Source organism: Spirillospora sp. NPDC127506 (assembly GCF_040302145.1).
Taxonomy (GTDB): domain Bacteria; phylum Actinomycetota; class Actinomycetes; order Streptosporangiales; family Streptosporangiaceae; genus Spirillospora.
Genome location: NZ_JBEORG010000008.1, coordinates 96852 through 113615, shown reverse-complemented (window position 1 = coordinate 113615; position 16764 = coordinate 96852). Strand labels below are relative to the sequence as shown.

The 16764-nt window shown below is 70.9% G+C and carries 19 protein-coding genes and 1 tRNA gene; 9 read left to right on the top strand and 11 right to left on the bottom strand.

Annotated features, from left to right (window positions below):
* Positions 1-617: 617 nt before the first annotated feature.
* From ABTW95_RS11195 to ABTW95_RS11185, 3 genes are all read left to right on the top strand, one after another.
* Complete coding sequence (locus ABTW95_RS11195; protein WP_500226206.1) at positions 618-1274, top strand: class F sortase; 657 nt, start codon at positions 618-620, stop codon at positions 1272-1274.
* 352 nt (positions 1275-1626) lie between these two features.
* Positions 1627-2577 carry a glycosyltransferase family 2 protein gene (locus ABTW95_RS11190; protein ID WP_500226205.1) on the top strand — a complete coding sequence of 317 codons (951 nt, stop codon included), beginning with the start codon at positions 1627-1629 and terminating at the stop codon, positions 2575-2577.
* A gap of 3 nt (positions 2578-2580) precedes the next feature.
* On the top strand, positions 2581-2745 hold the full coding sequence (locus ABTW95_RS11185) for a hypothetical protein (protein WP_396448361.1): 165 nt from the start codon (positions 2581-2583) through the stop codon (positions 2743-2745).
* Between the two features lie 44 nt (positions 2746-2789).
* Here the strand turns inward: ABTW95_RS11185 and ABTW95_RS11180 are convergent, their stop codons facing one another.
* Positions 2790-3518: a DsbA family oxidoreductase gene (locus ABTW95_RS11180; RefSeq protein WP_500226204.1), complete on the bottom strand. Its 729-nt coding sequence runs from the start codon at positions 3516-3518 to the stop codon at positions 2790-2792.
* Positions 3519-3890: 372 nt separating this feature from the next.
* Positions 3891-4139: a hypothetical protein gene (locus ABTW95_RS11175; RefSeq protein ID WP_500226203.1), complete on the bottom strand. Its 249-nt coding sequence runs from the start codon at positions 4137-4139 to the stop codon at positions 3891-3893.
* Between the two features lie 271 nt (positions 4140-4410).
* Between ABTW95_RS11175 and ABTW95_RS11170 the strand changes: the two genes are divergently transcribed.
* The 3 genes from ABTW95_RS11170 to ABTW95_RS11160 all read left to right on the top strand — a co-directional run bounded on the left by ABTW95_RS11170 (position 4411) and on the right by ABTW95_RS11160 (position 6516).
* The gene (locus ABTW95_RS11170) at positions 4411-4806 is read left to right on the top strand and encodes a hypothetical protein (RefSeq protein WP_396454328.1); all 396 of its coding nucleotides are present in this window, start codon (positions 4411-4413) and stop codon (positions 4804-4806) included.
* Between the two features lie 464 nt (positions 4807-5270).
* The gene (locus ABTW95_RS11165; protein WP_500226202.1) at positions 5271-5480 is read left to right on the top strand and encodes a hypothetical protein; all 210 of its coding nucleotides are present in this window, start codon (positions 5271-5273) and stop codon (positions 5478-5480) included.
* A gap of 760 nt (positions 5481-6240) precedes the next feature.
* Positions 6241-6516 carry a hypothetical protein gene (locus ABTW95_RS11160; protein WP_500226201.1) on the top strand — a complete coding sequence of 92 codons (276 nt, stop codon included), beginning with the start codon at positions 6241-6243 and terminating at the stop codon, positions 6514-6516.
* 121 nt (positions 6517-6637) lie between these two features.
* Here the strand turns inward: ABTW95_RS11160 and ABTW95_RS11155 are convergent.
* Positions 6638-6719 (bottom strand) — tRNA-Tyr (locus ABTW95_RS11155).
* 118 nt (positions 6720-6837) lie between these two features.
* Here ABTW95_RS11155 and ABTW95_RS11150 point away from each other — a divergent pair.
* Positions 6838-7326: a YajQ family cyclic di-GMP-binding protein gene (locus ABTW95_RS11150; protein ID WP_396446344.1), complete on the top strand. Its 489-nt coding sequence runs from the start codon at positions 6838-6840 to the stop codon at positions 7324-7326.
* 62 nt (positions 7327-7388) lie between these two features.
* Here ABTW95_RS11150 and ABTW95_RS11145 read toward each other — a convergent pair whose 3' ends face one another.
* Positions 7389-7664 (bottom strand): helix-turn-helix domain-containing protein, encoded by a 276-nt coding sequence (locus ABTW95_RS11145; protein WP_500226199.1) that lies wholly within the window; start codon positions 7662-7664, stop codon positions 7389-7391.
* Between the two features lie 35 nt (positions 7665-7699).
* Here ABTW95_RS11145 and map point away from each other — a divergent pair, with 35 nt between their 5' ends.
* Entirely contained in the window at positions 7700-8467 is a 768-nt protein-coding gene (gene map / locus ABTW95_RS11140; protein ID WP_500226198.1) for a type I methionyl aminopeptidase, read from the top strand.
* Here map and htpX read toward each other — a convergent pair.
* From htpX to ABTW95_RS11105, 7 genes are all read right to left on the bottom strand, one after another.
* Entirely contained in the window at positions 8464-9318 is an 855-nt protein-coding gene (htpX, locus tag ABTW95_RS11135) for a zinc metalloprotease HtpX (protein WP_396446341.1), read from the bottom strand. The two genes, map and htpX, sit on opposite strands and share 4 nt — an antisense overlap.
* 67 nt (positions 9319-9385) lie before the next feature.
* Complete coding sequence (locus tag ABTW95_RS11130) at positions 9386-10852, bottom strand: NADH-quinone oxidoreductase subunit N (RefSeq protein ID WP_396453965.1); 1467 nt, start codon at positions 10850-10852, stop codon at positions 9386-9388.
* Complete coding sequence (locus tag ABTW95_RS11125) at positions 10852-12351, bottom strand: complex I subunit 4 family protein (protein ID WP_500226197.1); 1500 nt, start codon at positions 12349-12351, stop codon at positions 10852-10854. Before ABTW95_RS11125 ends, ABTW95_RS11130 begins: the two co-directional genes overlap by 1 nt.
* Positions 12348-14219, bottom strand: coding sequence for an NADH-quinone oxidoreductase subunit 5 family protein (locus tag ABTW95_RS11120; RefSeq protein WP_500226196.1), 1872 nt, complete (start codon positions 14217-14219; stop codon positions 12348-12350). The genes ABTW95_RS11125 and ABTW95_RS11120 overlap by 4 nt, the downstream gene beginning before the upstream one ends.
* Positions 14216-14587, bottom strand: coding sequence for an NADH-quinone oxidoreductase subunit NuoK (gene nuoK / locus ABTW95_RS11115; RefSeq protein WP_396446336.1), 372 nt, complete (start codon positions 14585-14587; stop codon positions 14216-14218). Before nuoK ends, ABTW95_RS11120 begins: the two co-directional genes overlap by 4 nt.
* Complete coding sequence (locus ABTW95_RS11110; RefSeq protein WP_500226195.1) at positions 14587-15213, bottom strand: NADH-quinone oxidoreductase subunit J family protein; 627 nt, start codon at positions 15211-15213, stop codon at positions 14587-14589. The genes nuoK and ABTW95_RS11110 overlap by 1 nt, the downstream gene beginning before the upstream one ends.
* Positions 15210-15656 carry a 4Fe-4S binding protein gene (locus tag ABTW95_RS11105; RefSeq protein WP_396446334.1) on the bottom strand — a complete coding sequence of 149 codons (447 nt, stop codon included), beginning with the start codon at positions 15654-15656 and terminating at the stop codon, positions 15210-15212. Before ABTW95_RS11105 ends, ABTW95_RS11110 begins: the two co-directional genes overlap by 4 nt.
* 204 nt (positions 15657-15860) lie before the next feature.
* Between ABTW95_RS11105 and ABTW95_RS11100 the strand changes: the two genes are divergently transcribed.
* The gene (locus ABTW95_RS11100; protein ID WP_500226194.1) at positions 15861-16739 is read left to right on the top strand and encodes a helix-hairpin-helix domain-containing protein; all 879 of its coding nucleotides are present in this window, start codon (positions 15861-15863) and stop codon (positions 16737-16739) included.
* Positions 16740-16764: the final 25 nt, after the last annotated feature.

Here is a 16764-nt window from a genome sequence, read left to right as displayed (position 1 = left end):
GGTGTGAACGGTGGCGGCACGGGCCTCGCCGGGATGCTCGCGCCGCCTGACACACCGGCCGCTGATCACCGTCCGTCACGATGGTCCTCTGAAGGGCCGGTCGTCCGATGCCGAATTTTGGACATCCGAACAACGAGAGCGGACGGTCTCGCGCCCTCTGTTCGGACGGACGTTGGGGCGCTAGATAGCTGATCAGAGGCGGAAAAGCGGATACTCCGTCCAGATCCAGCGCCGTTTCGGGCTGATCATTATGACCGCTTCCGGTCAGCGATCTTTGTATCCACACCCGGCTCCGACCGGACTGCCGGCCCTCGCCCTCCCACGGGCCGCCGCCGCGGCAGACCATGGCCCAAGAGCGCATATCTGCAGGTCAGAGGCGTCTGGTCGCAGCATGGGCCAGGAAATTTGGTCCATGACGGAGCGTGTTGGACCTGCCCGGCGAGGGATCCAGCGGGCCGGCGGAGACGTCCTCTCCCGCCTCATCCACCACATGTCGCCCATCTGGCCGTTACCTCTCTGATGACGCAAAAGCCCTCGTCAACGCGTTACCGTGCCGTCCGTCCGCTGCCGTTCGCGGCGGATGCACCACCGGTCGAGCGGCGAATGGGGGGCCGTCTGTGGAACGTCGTGCGCGGCGCTCGCGCGCCCTCGCGGCCGCCGCCGCCGGACTCTCGGGGGTCGCCGTCGCGACGCTCCTCGCGTTCCAGGCGTTCCAGGGGCATCCGGCCACAGCCGCACCGCCGATGCCCGCGCCCGCCGCGTCCACCGCGTCCGGCCGTGCGACGCCCTCCGCGGCTCCGGCGCTCCCCCGCTCGGCGCCGGTCCGCCTGGAGGTGCCGCGGATCGACGTCCGGACGCCGCTGATGAAGCTGGCCAAGAACCCCGACCAGACCGTCGAGACCCCGCCGCTGAGCCGCGCCCAGGAAGCCGGCTGGTACCGGCTCGGCGCCGCCCCCGGCAGCCGCGGCGCGGCAGTGGTCATCGGGCACGTGGACACGACCCGCGGGCCCGCCGTGTTCTACCGGCTCGGCGAACTGCGTCCCGGCGACCAGGCCCGCGTCCTCCGCGCCGACGGGCGCACGGCGGTGTTCCGGATCGACTCGGTCGAACGCGTCGGCAAGGACCGGTTCCCCACGCAGCGCGTCTACGGCGACCCCGGCTACGCGGCGATCCGCCTGATCACCTGCGGCGGGCGGTTCGACCGCGGCAGCGGCCACTACACCGACAACGTCATCGCCTTCGGTCACCTGGTGCGGTCCGAGGGGGGACGCTGACATGCCCGCGACGTTCGACCCCGCCGCGTTCGCCGGCTCCGAATGCACGGTGACCATCCCCGACCGGGCCGTCCGCGCCGGACACCACCGCGTGGCCTACCCCGGAGCCGGGCGACCGGTCAGCGCGCACCGGACAGGACACGCCCCGTCCCCGGCAGAAACCCTGCCCGACCACGCGGCTCACTTGATCGCGCCGCCGGCACGTCCCAGGCACGCCACCCCACCCCGACGCGCCATGCCGCCCGTCCGGCATGCCCCTCCCCGGCCCCGGCCGGCGCCCGCCGCCGAGCCACTCCCCAAAGGGCGGGACGGCAAGCGGAACCTGCCGCGCATCCCCGCGGACGCGATGCGCGTGACGGTCCTGATCCCGGCGCACAACGAGGCCAAGCAGATCACCGAGACGATCGCCTCGCTGCGCCGCCAGGAGCGTCCTCCGGACCACATCGTCGTCATCGCCGACAACTGCACCGACGCCACCGCCGCGTTCGCGCAGCTCTGCGGCGTGGAGATCGTCGGGACGCGGGGCAACGAGCACAAGAAGGCCGGGGCGCTGAACCAGGTCCTCGACCGGCTGCTGCCGATCCTGGGCCCGGAAGACGCGATCATGGTGATGGACGCCGACTCGGCCCTCGACCCCGGCTTCATCCGGCACGGCATCGACTACCTGGCGGACGGGCGCTACGCGGCCGTCGGCGGGACGTTCACCGGCAAGCCGGGCGGCGGCACCGCCACCATCTTCCGCGCCACGACCCTCCAGGAAGTGGTCGCGGCCCGCCGCTCAAAGCGCCTCCCCGGTCTGCCCCACGTCTACGACGTCCGGGTCCTGACGGAGGACAACGAGCTCACCCTGGCCATCCTCCACCTCGGCTTCCGCATCCTCTGCCCGCCCGAATGCACGCTCACCACCGAGGTGATGCCGACCTGGCGCGAACTGGCCCAGCAGCGCCTCCGCTGGAAGCGCGGCGCCCTGGAGAACCTCGTCGACTACGGCTGGACGCCGATCACCCGCCCCTACTGGGGACGGCAGCTGCTCTCCCTGATCGGCATCCTGGTGATCACTGCCTACCTGTCCTCGCTCGTCTACTCGGCGATCTGGCTGGGCGGCATCACGATCAGCCCCATCTGGGCCGCGGTCACGGTGATCTTCATGGTGGAGCGCGTCGTGACCGTCCGGCAGCGAGGCAAGTTCCAGATGGCCCTCGCCGCCACGATCGTCGTCGAAATGGTCTTCGACGTCTTCCTCCAGATCGTCCAGGCCCGCGCCTTCTGGCAGGCCGCCTGGCGCAAAGAAAGGAAATGGTAGGTCATGTACAACACACCCCCCATCGGAGGCATCGCCGCGGGTTTCGGCGGCGCCGCCGCGGCCTCCCCGTGGCTCGGCATGCAGGCCCTCTGGCTCGGCCTGGCCCTGTTCACCCTGGTCTCGGCGGGCCTGGCCGTGAAGCGGATCCTCCCCGCCCGCAAGGGCTGACCTTCCAGGAAGGCCGGGGCGCGCGGCCCCGGCCTTTCTTTCGCTCAGGCGGCCCTGGCGAGTTCGCGATCGCCGCGCGCGTCCGCCGCGGCGGGCGGCGGCCCGTCCAGTAGTTCGGCCAGCCGGGCCAGGCCGGCGAGCCCGGGGAGCAGTTCGCCGTCCGGGCTGACGACGGCCGGGACGACCTGCGTGCGGCTCTGCCACTCCGCACGCCACTGCTCGACCCGCCGCTGCCCCGCCAGCGTCAGAGGCCCGCCCTGCACGCTGACCGTGGCACCGAAGCGCCGCTCCGTCCCGAGGGCGACCCGTCCGGTATCGATCGCCATCGGAAGGTCGGGGCCGTACCGGTGGACGTCCGGCGGCGTCCGCGGGTACATCAGCTCGGCGACGATCCGGCGGATCTCGTACGGGCTGCTCACGTGCCGCCCCTCCACCCAGATCGCGCGGAAGATCGCGCGGCGCACCTCGTCGGCCATGCCGTCGGTCAGCGCCTCGGCGTAGGCGGCCACGGCCGAGCCGGTGTTGCTGACAAGAGCCGGCGGCGCGTCCGGCACCCGCTCCCCGGGCCGCGAGATGTCAGCGATCTCCCCCAGCTCACGGGCCCACTCGTCCTGAGCCGCACCGCTCGGCACACCGGTCAGCGGCAGCTTCGGATCATGCTCGACGGCCCGCCACTCGACCTCGGCAGCACCCCGCCGGACGAGCTCGTCCACGCGAAGACTCGCCAGGTAGGAGTAGGGGCAGTTGAAGTCCCCGTAGACGACATACCTCATCGCGCATCCCTCCTCGACGATGCCGTCGCTCTATTTATCCAGTTTGCACTAGTAAAAACTAAAAAACCACCCCCCGTCGCTGTGACGTGGCCCTCCCGCCGGCACCCGCCCGCGCACAGGAGCCTCTGCTCTCACTGAGACCCCTCCGACACCGCGCCGAGCGAATCCTCCTCTGCCAGGGCTACACCGACTGCACGCAGATCAACATGGGAAGGACGGCCGCACCGCCCTACGAGACCAGCCATCCGCACGGCCTGCGGCGCCACACCGCGCTTCGACCGGACCGCCCTCGACCAGAGTTTTCCTGGTCGAGGGAGGTCGCACTCACCACACCGCCGGGCGGCGAACTCAACACCCCTCCGCCGGCGCGGGCTATCCCGCTGCGCGGTTCCGGGCCGCGACCTGCCGATGGAACTCGTTGAGCGTCGCCGTGATGACCTCCGCCGCCGCCAGCCAACCGGTGACGTCATCGTCGTTCTTATGATCGTTCAGCGGCACGGTGTCGAGTTCCAGCATGCCGTTGTCGTAGGCGGTGAGCTTCAGGGTGAGCGTCAGCCCCTTGTCCCGTGGAGTGGGCCGAACGTCCATGGTCTCCCGGATCCGCTTCAGACTCGCGGGCATCAGAACCTCCAAACGATCGTCGGTTACCGGCATCAACATAAAGCAAACCGCACCAAAGCCCCCAAGATTCGCACCAACTACCTCTCAGAAACGCTCTTCCTACCGCTTGTCACTCGCAGCAGTAAGCCTAGACATCCCCCCAACCGATCCCGGCAGTAGTTCTAGAAACAACACCCCGAGTCACACACGTTCAAATTGTGACCACAGACACACATGTCCAAGAATGGCCTGGAGCTTCAAATCATGGCGCCGCCGAACTACCTTCCACGGCATGAAACTTCTCGGACAGTTCTGGGGCTACCTCCTGCTCATCGTCCTAGCACTAGCCTGGTGGAAGGGAGGCGTGGCACCTGTCATCCTGATCGTCCTATCAGTCGCTGCAGTGTTCTACTTCTTCTTCCGAGCACCCGTCTGGTGTGGTGCCATGACCAGGGAGAACAGGCTCTGTCGCAAGAACGCCAACGGCATACTCATGGGCTGCAGCTATCGACATCATAAATGGCAGAAGATCAAACTGGTCTTCTTTCCTCGCGCCTGGGCAGAACTGAACCGCGGCCTATGGGCAACCCCACGTGAAGGGATGACCACCCTGGCCGGGCTGGCTGGAGTCGTGTCAAGCCTTGCAGCCGTGGCAACCCTGGTAATGAAGAGTTCCGGAAAGGGTTAGGCAAGATACCCAGGCCAGGCTTGACGGGCCTGCCACCCCGGTGGACGAGGCAGTCGTCCCGCCATCCGACGGCAGGGCATCCCTGGACGTAGTCGCTGAGGGCTGGGCGTCGGCCAGATATACCAGATCGGCGACAAGGCGGTGTCCCGCGCCTGTTCCATGAACACCCGGCAATTGCCGGGGAGAGCCGGGACCTACCGGATGCAACGAGACAGCCCCTGACCACGAACACGCTGGTCAGAGGCTGTCGTTGCTGGAGTGGCGGCTCCAGGATTCGAACCTGGGTAGGCTAAGCCGGCTGACTTACAGTCCCACCGCCAAACGTTCCTGACCTGTAGCAACGTCAAACAGTCCCCGGACTTCGGCCCGTATGTGGCAAGGCGACCTTCCCTTTGGCTCTACGCTCTTCAGCCGATGCGGTCTACCGTGAGTCTCGAAGCGGCCAACCTGCTGAAGGACGCGCCATGGCACAGATCGAGGTCAAGGGGTGGAGTGCCGACCACTACACACCGAGGGCAGAGAAGAGCCGGGCGCGCAAATGTGCCCAAGGAGGTTCTGAGGTCTGCGGGCGTGAAGCGGAGTTCACAATCGTGTACTCGGAGGGCGAGTCGATCGCCACATGTCCAGAACACCTCATCACGTACATCCGTACGAGGATCAAGGACGATGACTGAACCCGTACCTTCAGCTTGGGAATCAAACGATCCCGCCCCTCATAGCGCCTGACCTGCCCTCCGCTCGTACCGCCAGTGACCGCAAACTGCCCCTTGATCACCCTGACTAATTGCACGTCACCGCCGCCTCTGAGCTGCGCGTCTTCAGCCCGCTCGGAAGGCGACAGCACCCACTCGTCCGAGGGCAATTGGACCCGCAGCGCAGGGCCGGCTACGGCCCGAGCACCGGAAGCCGCGCGGCAGCGATCGCCCCCAACCACTCAGCCCACCTCGGCCACGCAGTGGCGATCGTAGAGCGCAAACCATCGCCGTCTATCCGTAGCAAGTCACGCGGAACCTGGAGGACGCCGCGACGGCGTGAAATGTTCTTCGGCTGGGGCGGGCTGTGAGCCCGTCTGATCTCAATGTTCATGAAGGGGTGTGTGCGGACTGCCACCTGCCCACACCACGGTGGGGATGTCCGACCAGATCAGGAGCGTCCACGGACGTCCCCACAGGTCACCTGACCAGGGCGGCAACCTTCCGCCCGTACACAGCCGTCCAAGGTCGTTCGACCCCGTTGCTAGCACCCCCCGTTCGGAGGGGACGCCCCGCATGAGCAGCGAGACAGTGTGACAGACAGTTGCGCGGGCGTACCCTCCGACCCGCGGGGGCCGGGTCCCGCTTCACGCACGGCCTGGTGGCTCGATGAACCTCGGAGGTTCCCCACGCGCACATCCCGGCCGGGGGCCGGCTGTTCGTCGGGCCGCGGGGCGGGATCATGACTGACCGGACGTATCTCGGGGCCTGGCACAAGGCGAGGGCGGCGGCGCTGAGCGAGCGTGAGGCGGCCTCGCCGCTGGCCAAGACGCCGTACGACCTCCGCCACGAGGCCGTGTCGACGTGGCTCGGCGCGGGCGTCCCTCCGGCTCAGGTGGCCGAGTGGGCAGGGCACAGTGTGGCGGTCCTGCTGCGCGTCTACGCCAAGTGCGTGGCCGGTCAGGAGGAGGACGCCAAGCGCCGAATCAGTGAAGCGACCAGGCTGAAGGCGCCTTAGGGCTTCGGCGCGTATTTGGCCCGAAGGGTCGTAGAGCGCCACTCACAGCCAGAGACAGCCGGACATGACGAGAACAGCCCCGGACCGGGTCATGCCTGGTCAGGGGCTGTTTCTGCTGGGGTGGCGGGTCCAGGATTCGAACCTGGGTAGGCTAAGCCGACGGATTTACAGTCCGCTCCCATTGGCCACTCGGGCAACCCGCCTTCGCGATGGCACTGGAAAGGATAGCGGACCGTGGGAGTGGGTGTGACATCGAGGCGGGCGGGGTTGATCGATACGCTCGGGGGATCCGGATGTTGCTGCTGAGGGGATGTGTGGGCCGTGGCCGACTCGTCGTTTGACATCGTGTCGAAGCTCGACCGGCAGGAGGTCGACAACGCGCTGAACCAGGCCGCCAAGGAGGTGGCCAACCGGTTCGACTTCAGGAACGTGGACGCGGGGATCAAGTGGTCGGGTGAGTCGATCGAGATCCAGGCGAACACGGAGGAGCGGGCCAACGCGGTGCTGGACGTGCTGAAGGACAAGCTCGTGAAGCGGGGGATCTCGCTGAAGGCGATCGACGCGGGCGAGCCGAAGCTGTCCGGGAAGCTGTACAAGCTGGGCGTCGGCCTCAAGGAGGGCATCTCCCAGGAGGACGCCAAGAAGATCGGGAAGATCATCCGGGACGAGGGGCCGAAGGGTGTGCGGGCCCAGATCCAGGGGGACGAGCTGCGGGTCAGCTCGAAGAAGAAGGACGACCTGCAGCAGGTCATCGCGCTGCTCAAGGGCAAGGACCTCGACGTGGCGCTGCAGTTCGTGAACTACCGGTGATCTCGTTTCGAGGAGCGCGTCGGCCCCATCCCCCGCAGAAGGGGCCGGCGCGCTCTCGTGTTCTATGACGCGGCCGCGTCCGGAGTGGTTCGGTCGAATTCGGACAGAGTCTCGGCGAGGGTCGTGAGGTCCAGGTCGAGGACGCGGGCCAGGGACGCGACCGTGAAGAACGCGGGGACGGCGATGGCGCCGCGTTCGATCTTGCGGAGGGTGTCGAGGGAGATGCCGGCCTCGTGGGCGACGGCGGCGGCCGGGCGGGGGCCGCGGGCGGCGCGGAGGATCTGGCCGAGGGCCCTGCCCCGGTCGCGCTGCTCGTCGGTCAGTGGGGTGCGCACCATGTTGGCATTCTAATACTGGTATTAGAATCTTCGCCATGGTGACCTACCGGAGCCCACGGGAGTGGGAGCGCATGCGGGACGCGGGGCGGGTCGTCGCCCGGATCCTGCGCGACGTGAGCAAGACGGCCGAGGCCGGGGTGCCGCTCAGGGAGCTGGACGCGGTTGCCGCGCGGGTGCTGCGGGAGGAGCGGGCCACGTCGCCGTTCCTGCACTACAAGCCGTCCTGGGCGCCCTATCCGTATCCGGCGAACATCTGCGTGTCGATCAACGAGGTCGTGGTGCACGGGATCCCGGACGGGCGGGTTCTGCGGGAGGGTGATCTCGTGACCGTCGACTGCGGCGCCCGGCTCAACGGGTACTGCGGGGACGCGGCCGTGTCGTTCATGGTCGGGACGGGCGACGAGGCCGGCATGCGGCTCGTCGAGACGACGCGGGTCGCGCTGGAGCGGGCCATCGCCCGCGCCGTGCCGGGGAACCGGCTGGGCGACGTGTCGGCGGCGGTGGAGGAGACCGCCAGGAACGCCGGTTACGGCATCGCGGACGGGTCCGGCGGGCACGGCATCGGGACGGAGATGCACGAGGACCCGCCGGTGCCGAACACGGGCCGCCGGGGGCGCGGGATGCGGCTCCGGGAGGGGCTGGCCATCGCCATCGAGCCGCTCGTGACCGAGAGCGGGCGCGACGCGACGGTGACCCTGGACGACGGATGGTCCGTCGCGACGAGGGACGGGAGCCGGGCGGCGCACTTCGAGCACAGCATCGTGATCACGGGCGACGGGCCGGTGGTCCTGACGGCGTCCTAGCGGAGGCCGGCCATGCGCTCCAGGCGGGCGATCCGGTCGGCGGTGGGCGGGTGAGTGGAGAAGAGCCTCCCGATCCCGGCGCCGGAGAAGGGGTTCGCGATCATCAGGGAGCTGGTGGTGGCGAGCTCCGGGTCCTGGGGCAGCGGCATCGCGCGGGTGCCGGCGTCGATCTTGCGGAGCGCGGAGGCGAGGGCGAGCGGGTCGCCGGTGAGCAGCGCTCCGGCGGCGTCGGCGGAGTACTCGCGGGTGCGGGAGATCGCCATCTGGACGACCGCGGCGGCGATCGGGCCGAGGACGAGCATCAGCAGGGCGCCGAGGACGCCGGGGCCGTCGTCGTCCTCGGAGCGGCCGATGGGCAGGAAGATCGCCAGGTGGGACAGGTACGTGATCACCGTGGCGATGGCGGCGGCCACCGAGGAGATCAGGATGTCCCGGTTGTAGACGTGGGAGAGTTCGTGGCCGAGGACGGCGCGCAGTTCGCGCTCGTCCAGGATGTGCAGGATGCCGCGAGTGCAGCAGACGGCGGCGTTGCGCGGGTTGCGGCCGGTGGCGAACGCGTTGGGCTGGCGCGTCTCGGAGATGTAGAGGCGCGGCATCGGCTGCCGGGCCGCGGTGGACAGCTCCCGGACGAGCCGGTACAGCGCCGGGGCCTCGACCTCGCCGACCGGGTGGGCGCGCATGGAGCGCAGCGCGATCCGGTCGCTGAAGAAGTAGGCGACCCCGTTGGTGCCGAGCGCGATGATCAGCGCGACCGTCAGCCCGGTTCCGCCGCCGAACGCCCATCCGGCGACCAGCATCAGGGCGGACAGCGCGGCGATCAGTGCTGCCGTCTTGACGCCGTTGCTTCGCACTTCCGTTGCCTCCCCGTCGACTCCGGCATGAACATCAACGGTTTGACCTGGGTGAACGTTCCCCCGGTCAGCTGACCTGCGACACCGTCTGCAGCACGATCTGCGGCGCGGCGGACAGGACGACCGCGCCCGCGGCGGTGGCCGCGATCGCGGCGCGGACCGGCAGGCCGGGTCCCTCCTCGGGGTGCTCCCCCGCGGGGGACGGAGTGAACAGGCGCACGGCCCACGCCAGGTAGTAGTACAGCCCGATGACGGTGTTGATCGCCATCACGACGGCCAGCCAGGTGACGCCGCCGGCGACGGCGGCGCGGAACACGACGACCTTCGCGAACAGCCCCATGACGCCGGGCGGCAGGCCGGCGAGGCAGATCAGGAAGAAGGCGAGCGCGGTCGCGGCGGCGGGGCTGCGCCGGGCGAGGCCGCGGTAGTCGTCCAGCGTGGTGCGCCGGTGGAAGCCGATCACGACGGCGAACGCGCCGAGGTTCATGACGGCGTAGAGGGCGACGTAGGCGGTGGTGGCGGCGACGGCCTCGGGGAGCCGGTGCGAGCCGACGGCCAGCGGCGCGAGCATGTAGCCGGACTGGGCGACCGACGACCAGGCGAGCAGCCGGATCGGCGTGCGCTGCCGGAGCGCGAGCACGTTGCCGAGCGTCATGGTGAGCGCGGCCACGACGGCGATCACGGGCCCCCACACGTGCCCGTACGCGGGCAGGCCGAGGGCGAGGACGATCGCGAGGCCGGCGAACCCGGCGGCCTTCGACACGACGGACAGGAACGCGGCGACGGGCAGCGGGGAGCCCTGGTAGACGTCCGGCGCCCAGAAGTGGAACGGGACGGCGGCGACCTTGAACGCGAACCCGGCGAGGACGAGGACGGAGCCCACCGACGCGACGGGGTCCAGGCCGGCGTCCAGCCCGGACAGGGCGGGCGCGATCCGGTCCAGGTGCATGGCGCCGGTCGCCCCGTACACGAGGCTGATCCCGAACAGCATGATCGCCGTGGAGACGACGGAGACGAGGAACAGCTTCAGCGCCGCCTCGGACGCCGTCCCGTCGTAGCGGCGCAGCGCCGCCAGGGCGAAGACCGGCAGCGACAGCGTCTCCAGCGCGACCACCAGCAGGACGAGGTCGCGGGCGGCGACCAGGGCCAGCGCGCCGGTGACGGCGGCGAGCAGCAGGAAGTGGTACTCCCCCGCCGGCATCTTCGAGTCGGTGATCTCCCGCAGGGACAGCAGGACGACGATCACGGCGGCGCCGAGGACGATCCCCTGGAACAGCAGGGTGAAGCCGTCCGCGACGTAGGAGCAGGAGGGCGGGCCGCCGGAGCGCAGCCCGTCCGGCAGGCAGAACGTGGCGCGGCGCTCCCCGGCGGCGAGCGCGGCCACGGCGATGAGCGCCGCCAGCAGCGACCCCGCCGAGAGCAGGGACAGGACGCGCCGCGGGACGTCGAACGCGTCGGCGAGCAGCAGCCCGATCGCGGCGGCGGCGAGGATCAGCGGCGGCGCGATCGCCGCGTAGTCGATGCCCTGGATCATCAGCCGCCTCCGAACAGCGCGCGGACCGGCCCGGTGGTCACGTCCAGCAGGGTCTTCGGCCAGAGGCCGACGAGCAGCGTGAGCGCGATCAGCGGCACCCACGCCGCGTACTCCTGGGCGGAGACGGCGGCGACGGGCCCGCGGCCGGCGTCGCCGGGCGACCCGTGGGTGAGCTTGGCGAGCATCCGCAGGAAGTAGGCGGCGGTGAGCACGGTGCCGAGCGCGGCGACGGCCATGAACGTCACGAACGTCTCGCGGGGCAGGCCGGCGTGCGGCCGGTACGCGCCGACGAGGGCGAGCACCTCGCCCCAGAACCCGGCGAGCCCCGGCAGCCCGAGCGACGCGACGGCCGCGAACGTCAGGATGGAGGCCAGCCGCGGGGACGTGCCGAGCATGCCGCCGATCGCGGCCATGTCGGTGGTGGACCAGCGCTCCTTGACCGACCCGGCGAGGAAGAACAGCAGGCCGGTGATGAGGCCGTGCGCGATGTTGCCGAACAGCGCGGCGTTGATGCCGACCGGTGTGAGGGTGGCGATGCCGAGCAGGACGAAGCCCATGTGCCCCACGGACGAGTAGGCGATCATTCGTTTGAGGTCGCGCTGGCCGAGGCAGGCGAGCGCCCCGTAGATGATGCCGATGACGGCGAGGAGGCCGAGCCAGGGCGCCCAGAACTCGGCCCCGTCCGGGGCTAGCGGCAGCGCCACGCGGACCAGCCCGTACGTGCCCATCTTCAGCAGCACGCCGGCGAGCAGGACGGAGCCGACGGTCGGCGCCTCGGTGTGCGCGTCCGGCAGCCAGGTGTGCAGCGGCCACATCGGCGCCTTGACCGCGAACCCGATCCCCATCAGCGCGAACGCGGTGATCTGGACGCCGCGGGTCAGCCCGGACCCGTGCCGCTCGGCGAGCGCGGTCATGTCGAGCGTGCCGGACGTCGCGCCGACGAGCAGCATCCCGGCGAGGAGGAGGCCGGAGCCGAGGAGGGTGTAGAGGATGAACTTGTAGGCGGCGGCGCGGCGTCCCGCCCCGCCCCACAGCATGATCACCACGTACATGGGGACGAGGACGGTCTCGAAGAACACGAAGAACAGCACGAGGTCGAGGGCGACGAACGTGCCGAGCATCCCGATCTCCAGGACGAGCAGGAGCGCGGTCAGCAGCCTGGTCCGCCCGCCCTCCGGCGGGTGCCGCAGCGTGTAGAGGAAGCACAGGAACGTCAGCAGCGCGGTGAGGACGACCAGCGGCAGCGAGATCCCGTCGGCGCCGAGGTGGAACCGCAGCCCGATGGCGGGCGCCCAGGCCCGGTCGACCTCCAGCTGCATGCGGGACGTGGCGCCGAAGTCGAACGCGGTGAGCGCGGACACCGCGACCAGCAGCGTCGCGCCCGACACGGCGGCGCCGAACGCGCGGACGGCGAAGTCCGTGCGCAGGAACCGGTTCGCCGGGACGAGCAGCGCCAGCGCCCCGCACAGCGGGATCGCCGTCATCAGCACGAAGATCACAGGAAGATCACCACCCCGGCGGCGATGGCGGCGACGCCGGCGAGCAGGCCGGTGAGGTACGCCTGCGGGTTGCCGTTCTGCGGGACGCGGAGCAGTTCGGCGAGACGGCGCGAACCGCGTCCGGTCCAGACGACGGCGGCGTCCACGCGCGTCCTGTCGAAGGTGACGACGTACTGCGCCAGCGCCACGACGGGACGGACGATCGCCGCCGCATAGAGCTCGTCCACGAAGAAGGCCCGCGCGAAGACGGGGCGGGCGGGGCCGAGCGCGCGCGCGGGATCCAGTGCCGGGTCGCGGTTCCACACCAGGAAGGCGGCCCCCGCCCCGGCGGCCGCCAGCAGGACGCCGGCCAGCGACGCGCCGAGGTGGGGACGCAGTTCTGGAGCGCCGAGCCCGAAGAAGCCGAGGATGGCGGCGGGGACGGCCAGCGCCGCGACCGTCCATGTCATGATCCGCGACGGGTCGCGCACCTCGTAGGAGCCGCGCTGCTCGCCGAAGAACGTCATCAGCCACGTGCGCATCGCGTAGGCGGCCGTCAGCACGACCGTGGCAAGCAAGCCGAGATACACCAGCCACGCGACGGCGGGAGACGCGGACGCCAGTGCGGAGGGGACCAGCGGTTCACCCCCATGGAGCGCCGAGTGCTGCGCGGCCTCGATGACGGAGTCCTTGCTGAACCAGCCGCTGAACGGGGGGACGCCCGCGAGCGCCGCCAGCCCGGCCGTCATCGACCAGAACGTGATCGGCATGCCGCGCCGGAGCCCGCCGTAGTCGGCGAGCATGTTCGACCCGGCCGTCACGATGACGCATCCGGCGGCGAGGAACAGCAGCGCCTTGAACGCGCCGTGCGTGAGCAGGTGGAAGACCGCCGCGGACTCCGCGCCGACCGCGAGCCCGGCGGCCATCACGGCGAGCTGGCTGATCGTCGAGTACGCCAGGACGCGTTTCAGGTCGTCCTGCGCGAGCGCCGCGCACGCCGCGCCGACCATGGAGACGACCGCGACGACGCCGAGGACGGCGAGCGCGGCCGGGGCGGCGGCGAACACCCCGTACACCCGCGCGACGACGTAGACGCCGGCCGCGACCATGGTCGCCGCGTGGATCAGCGCGCTGATCGGCGTCGGGCCCGCCATCGCGTCCGGCAGCCAGGTGTGCAGCGGGAACTGCGCGCTCTTGCCCGCGACGCCGGCGAGCAGCAGCAGCGCCGCCGCGGTGACGGTGGGGCCGGGCAGGTCCGGCGCCGCCGCGGCGACCGCGGAGATCTCGAACGTCCCGGCGCCGACGCCGAGGACGATCACGCCGATCAGGAAGCCGGCGTCGCCGAGCCGCGTGACGAGGAACGCCTTGACCGCCGCACGCGAGTTCGCCCGGTCCTCCCAGTGGTGCCCGATCAGGAAGTACGAGCAGATGCCCATGACCTCCCAGCCCACGTACAGCAGGAGGAGGTCGCCCGCGTAGACGACCAGCAGCATCGCGGACGTGAACAGCGAGATGAACGCCGCGTAGGACGAGTACCGGCGGTCGCCGCGCATGTAGGCGACCGAGTACGCCTGGACGGCGAGGGCGACGCAGCACACCATGAGCGCGACCACGGCGGACAGGCCGTCCACCTGCAGCCCGACCCGGATCGGCACCGACCCCGTGTCGACCAGCGTGAGGACGCCGGTCCGCGCGCCCGGGTCGCGCCACACGGCGAACGCGGCGATCGCCGACAGCACCAGCGACACCGCGACCGGCGCGCACGCGATCGCGGCCGGGCCGCCGCCCGGCACGCCGCGCAGGACGCGGGTCAGCGACGGCCCGGACAACATCCCGGCGAACGCGGCGAGGAACGGCAGCAGCGCCGCCGTCGAGGCGAGCCAGATCATCGCGCGTCGACCGCCTCGGGTTCGGCCTCCGGCTCGGCGGGACGCGGCCGGGCGGCGTCCTCCTCCTCGGCCAGCGTCCGCAGCCGGTCAATGTCGATCATCTTGCGGTTCCGGAACACCAGCAGGACGATCGCCAGCCCGAGCCCGACCTCGGCCGCCGCGATCACGATGGTGAACAGCGTGAGGACCTGGCCGCCGTGCAGCCTGTCGCGGTACCAGACGTCGAACGTGACGAGGTTCAAGTTGACCGCGTTCAGCATCAGCTCGACCGACATCAGCACGAGGATCGCGTTGCGGCGCGCGAGCACCCCGTACACGCCGGCGGAGAACAGCAGCGCGGCGACGACCGTCGGATAGGCGAGATGCATCAGTCCTCCCCCTGGCCCGGCGCGACGTCCCGGCCCGGCGCGACGTCCGCGCCCCGCACGCCGTCCCCGCCCGACGCGGTTTCCGCGCCCGGCTTGACGCCGTCGCCCGGCGCGGTGTCCCCGCCCGGCCCGATGTCGGAGCGCGACAGGACGATGGCGCCGACCAGCGAGGCCAGCAGCAGCACCGACAGCACCTCGAACGGGAGCACCCACGTCCGGAACACGGCGGCGCCCAGCTCCTCCGCCGACCCGCCGCCCGCCCGCAGCGGCATCCGCTCGTCCCGGAACCCCATGACCATCACGGTGACCAGGACGGCGGCGGTGGCCGCGGAGACGGCCAGCGCCGCCCACCGGTTGCCGGAGTCGAGGTCGGCGGACTCGCCGATCGGCGCCCGGGTCAGCATGATCCCGAACAGCAGCAGCACGATGACCGCGCCGACGTAGATCAGGACCTGCACCCAGGCGACGAACTCCGCGGTCAGCACCAGGTAGCCGCCCGCGAGCGCCCCGAACGACACCACCAGCCACAGCGCCGCGTGGACGAGCCGCCGCGTCGTCACCACCAGGACCGCCGACCCGACCGCGGCCACGCCGAGCAGCGTGAACACGATCTCCTGGCCGCTCATCCGGGCGTCCCGGGAGACCGGCGCGCGGCCCGCGCCGCCGCCTTCTCCGCCGCGGCGATCTCCTTCGGCGGCTCGGCGCCGGGGTCGTGGGCCTGCGGCGGCGGGACGGTCCACATCCACTCGCGCAGCCGCTCCTTCTCGTGCGTCAGCTCCGCGATGTCGTACTCGGCGTACTCGAACTCCGGCGACCAGAACAGCGCGTCGAACGGGCACACCTCGATGCAGATCCCGCAGTACATGCACAGCGCGAAGTCGATCGCGAACCGGTCGAGGACGTTGCGGGTGCGGGGGCGCCCGCCGCCCTCCGCCGGGAGGGTCTCCTTGTGGGAGTCGATGTAGATGCACCAGTCGGGGCATTCGCGGGCGCACAGCATGCAGACGGTGCAGTTCTCCTCGAACAGGGCGATGACGCCCCTGCTGCGCGGTGGCAGATCGGGCTTCACTTCGGGGTACTGACGCGTTATGGACCGCCGCGTCATCGTCCGCAACGTGACCGCCAGCCCCTTGGCCAGCCCGCCTCCTGGTAGCCGTCCCACGCGCCCCATGATTGCGCACGTTGCGCCCCGGGGGAACGCGATGGGCCCGGCATTCGTCCTACCAGGAGTAGGCCGTGTGGTATGTGGCGCGCTTACGGGCAGGGAGGGCATGTGACTCATCACGCAGAGCGCCCGCACGAGCCCGAGCCGGGCCGCCCGCCGCACCCCTCCCCGGGCCACGCCCAGCCGGGCCGCATATCGCCCGGCCACCTGCCGCCGGGCCGCCCGCAACCCGGCCGCACGCAGCCGGGCCGGCACTCGGCGCCGCGCCCGTACGGGACGGCCGGATGGCGCCCGCCCTACCTTCCGGGGCCGCCCGTCCCGCCGCCCCCGGTGCCGCCGCCCGCGCCGATGCCGGCCGCGGACGCCACCAGCGGCGTCCTGTGGGCCTTCGTGCCGTTCATCACACTCGGCTACGGCACGCCGTTCTCGTTCCTCTACGCGGCGATCAAGCGCGGATCGTGGGGCCTCGGGGCCACCGCCGCCGGATACGGCGCCGCGACGGCCGCCGTCGTGGCGCTGATGCAGTCCGGCAACCCGGTCCTCACCGTGCTCGGGATGTTCGCGGGGACGATGCTGTGGCTCGCCGGCACCGGGCACGCGTTCGCCGTCCGGACGACCGTCTTCCCCCGCGAGACCCCCCGCAACCGGCAGAACGAGCGCGCCGTCGAGTACGCCAAGTACCGGCGGACGCTGCGCGAGCAGGCCCGCGCGCTCGCCGCCGAGGACCCGGCGCTCGCCCGCGAGCTGCGGATCGGGCGGCCCGACGCGCCCCGCACCTACGACGACGGCGGCCTGGTGGACGTCAACCACGCGCCGCGCGAGATCATCGAGGCGCTGCCCGGCATGACGCCGGAGATGGCCGACCGCGTCCTGCGGCGCCGCGCGGAGACGGGCGGGTTCGTGTCCGCCGAGGAAATGGCCGTGGACGCCGACATCCCGCCCGACGTCCTCCCGCTGATGGCCGACTTCACGATCTTCCTGAAGTGACACGGGCTTCCTGAGACGCCGCGGG

Excerpts from the sequence above, each read along its gene's own strand:
- ABTW95_RS11120 (WP_500226196.1), bottom strand. The coding sequence starts at position 14,219 with ATGATCTGGCTCGCCTCGACGGCGGCGCTGCTGCCGTTCCTCGCCGCG.
- ABTW95_RS11145 (WP_500226199.1), bottom strand. The coding sequence starts at position 7,664 with ATGGTGCGCACCCCACTGACCGACGAGCAGCGCGACCGGGGCAGGGCC.
- ABTW95_RS11130 (WP_396453965.1), bottom strand. The coding sequence starts at position 10,852 with ATGATCCAGGGCATCGACTACGCGGCGATCGCGCCGCCGCTGATCCTC.
- ABTW95_RS11110 (WP_500226195.1), bottom strand. The coding sequence starts at position 15,213 with ATGAGCGGCCAGGAGATCGTGTTCACGCTGCTCGGCGTGGCCGCGGTC.
- ABTW95_RS11160 (WP_500226201.1), top strand. The coding sequence starts at position 6,241 with ATGACTGACCGGACGTATCTCGGGGCCTGGCACAAGGCGAGGGCGGCG.
- map (WP_500226198.1), top strand. The coding sequence starts at position 7,700 with ATGGTGACCTACCGGAGCCCACGGGAGTGGGAGCGCATGCGGGACGCG.
- ABTW95_RS11180 (WP_500226204.1), bottom strand. The coding sequence starts at position 3,518 with ATGAGGTATGTCGTCTACGGGGACTTCAACTGCCCCTACTCCTACCTG.
- ABTW95_RS11165 (WP_500226202.1), top strand. The coding sequence starts at position 5,271 with ATGGCACAGATCGAGGTCAAGGGGTGGAGTGCCGACCACTACACACCG.
- ABTW95_RS11170 (WP_396454328.1), top strand. The coding sequence starts at position 4,411 with ATGAAACTTCTCGGACAGTTCTGGGGCTACCTCCTGCTCATCGTCCTA.
- nuoK (WP_396446336.1), bottom strand. The coding sequence starts at position 14,587 with ATGCATCTCGCCTATCCGACGGTCGTCGCCGCGCTGCTGTTCTCCGCC.
- ABTW95_RS11185 (WP_396448361.1), top strand. The coding sequence starts at position 2,581 with ATGTACAACACACCCCCCATCGGAGGCATCGCCGCGGGTTTCGGCGGC.
- ABTW95_RS11175 (WP_500226203.1), bottom strand. The coding sequence starts at position 4,139 with ATGCCCGCGAGTCTGAAGCGGATCCGGGAGACCATGGACGTTCGGCCC.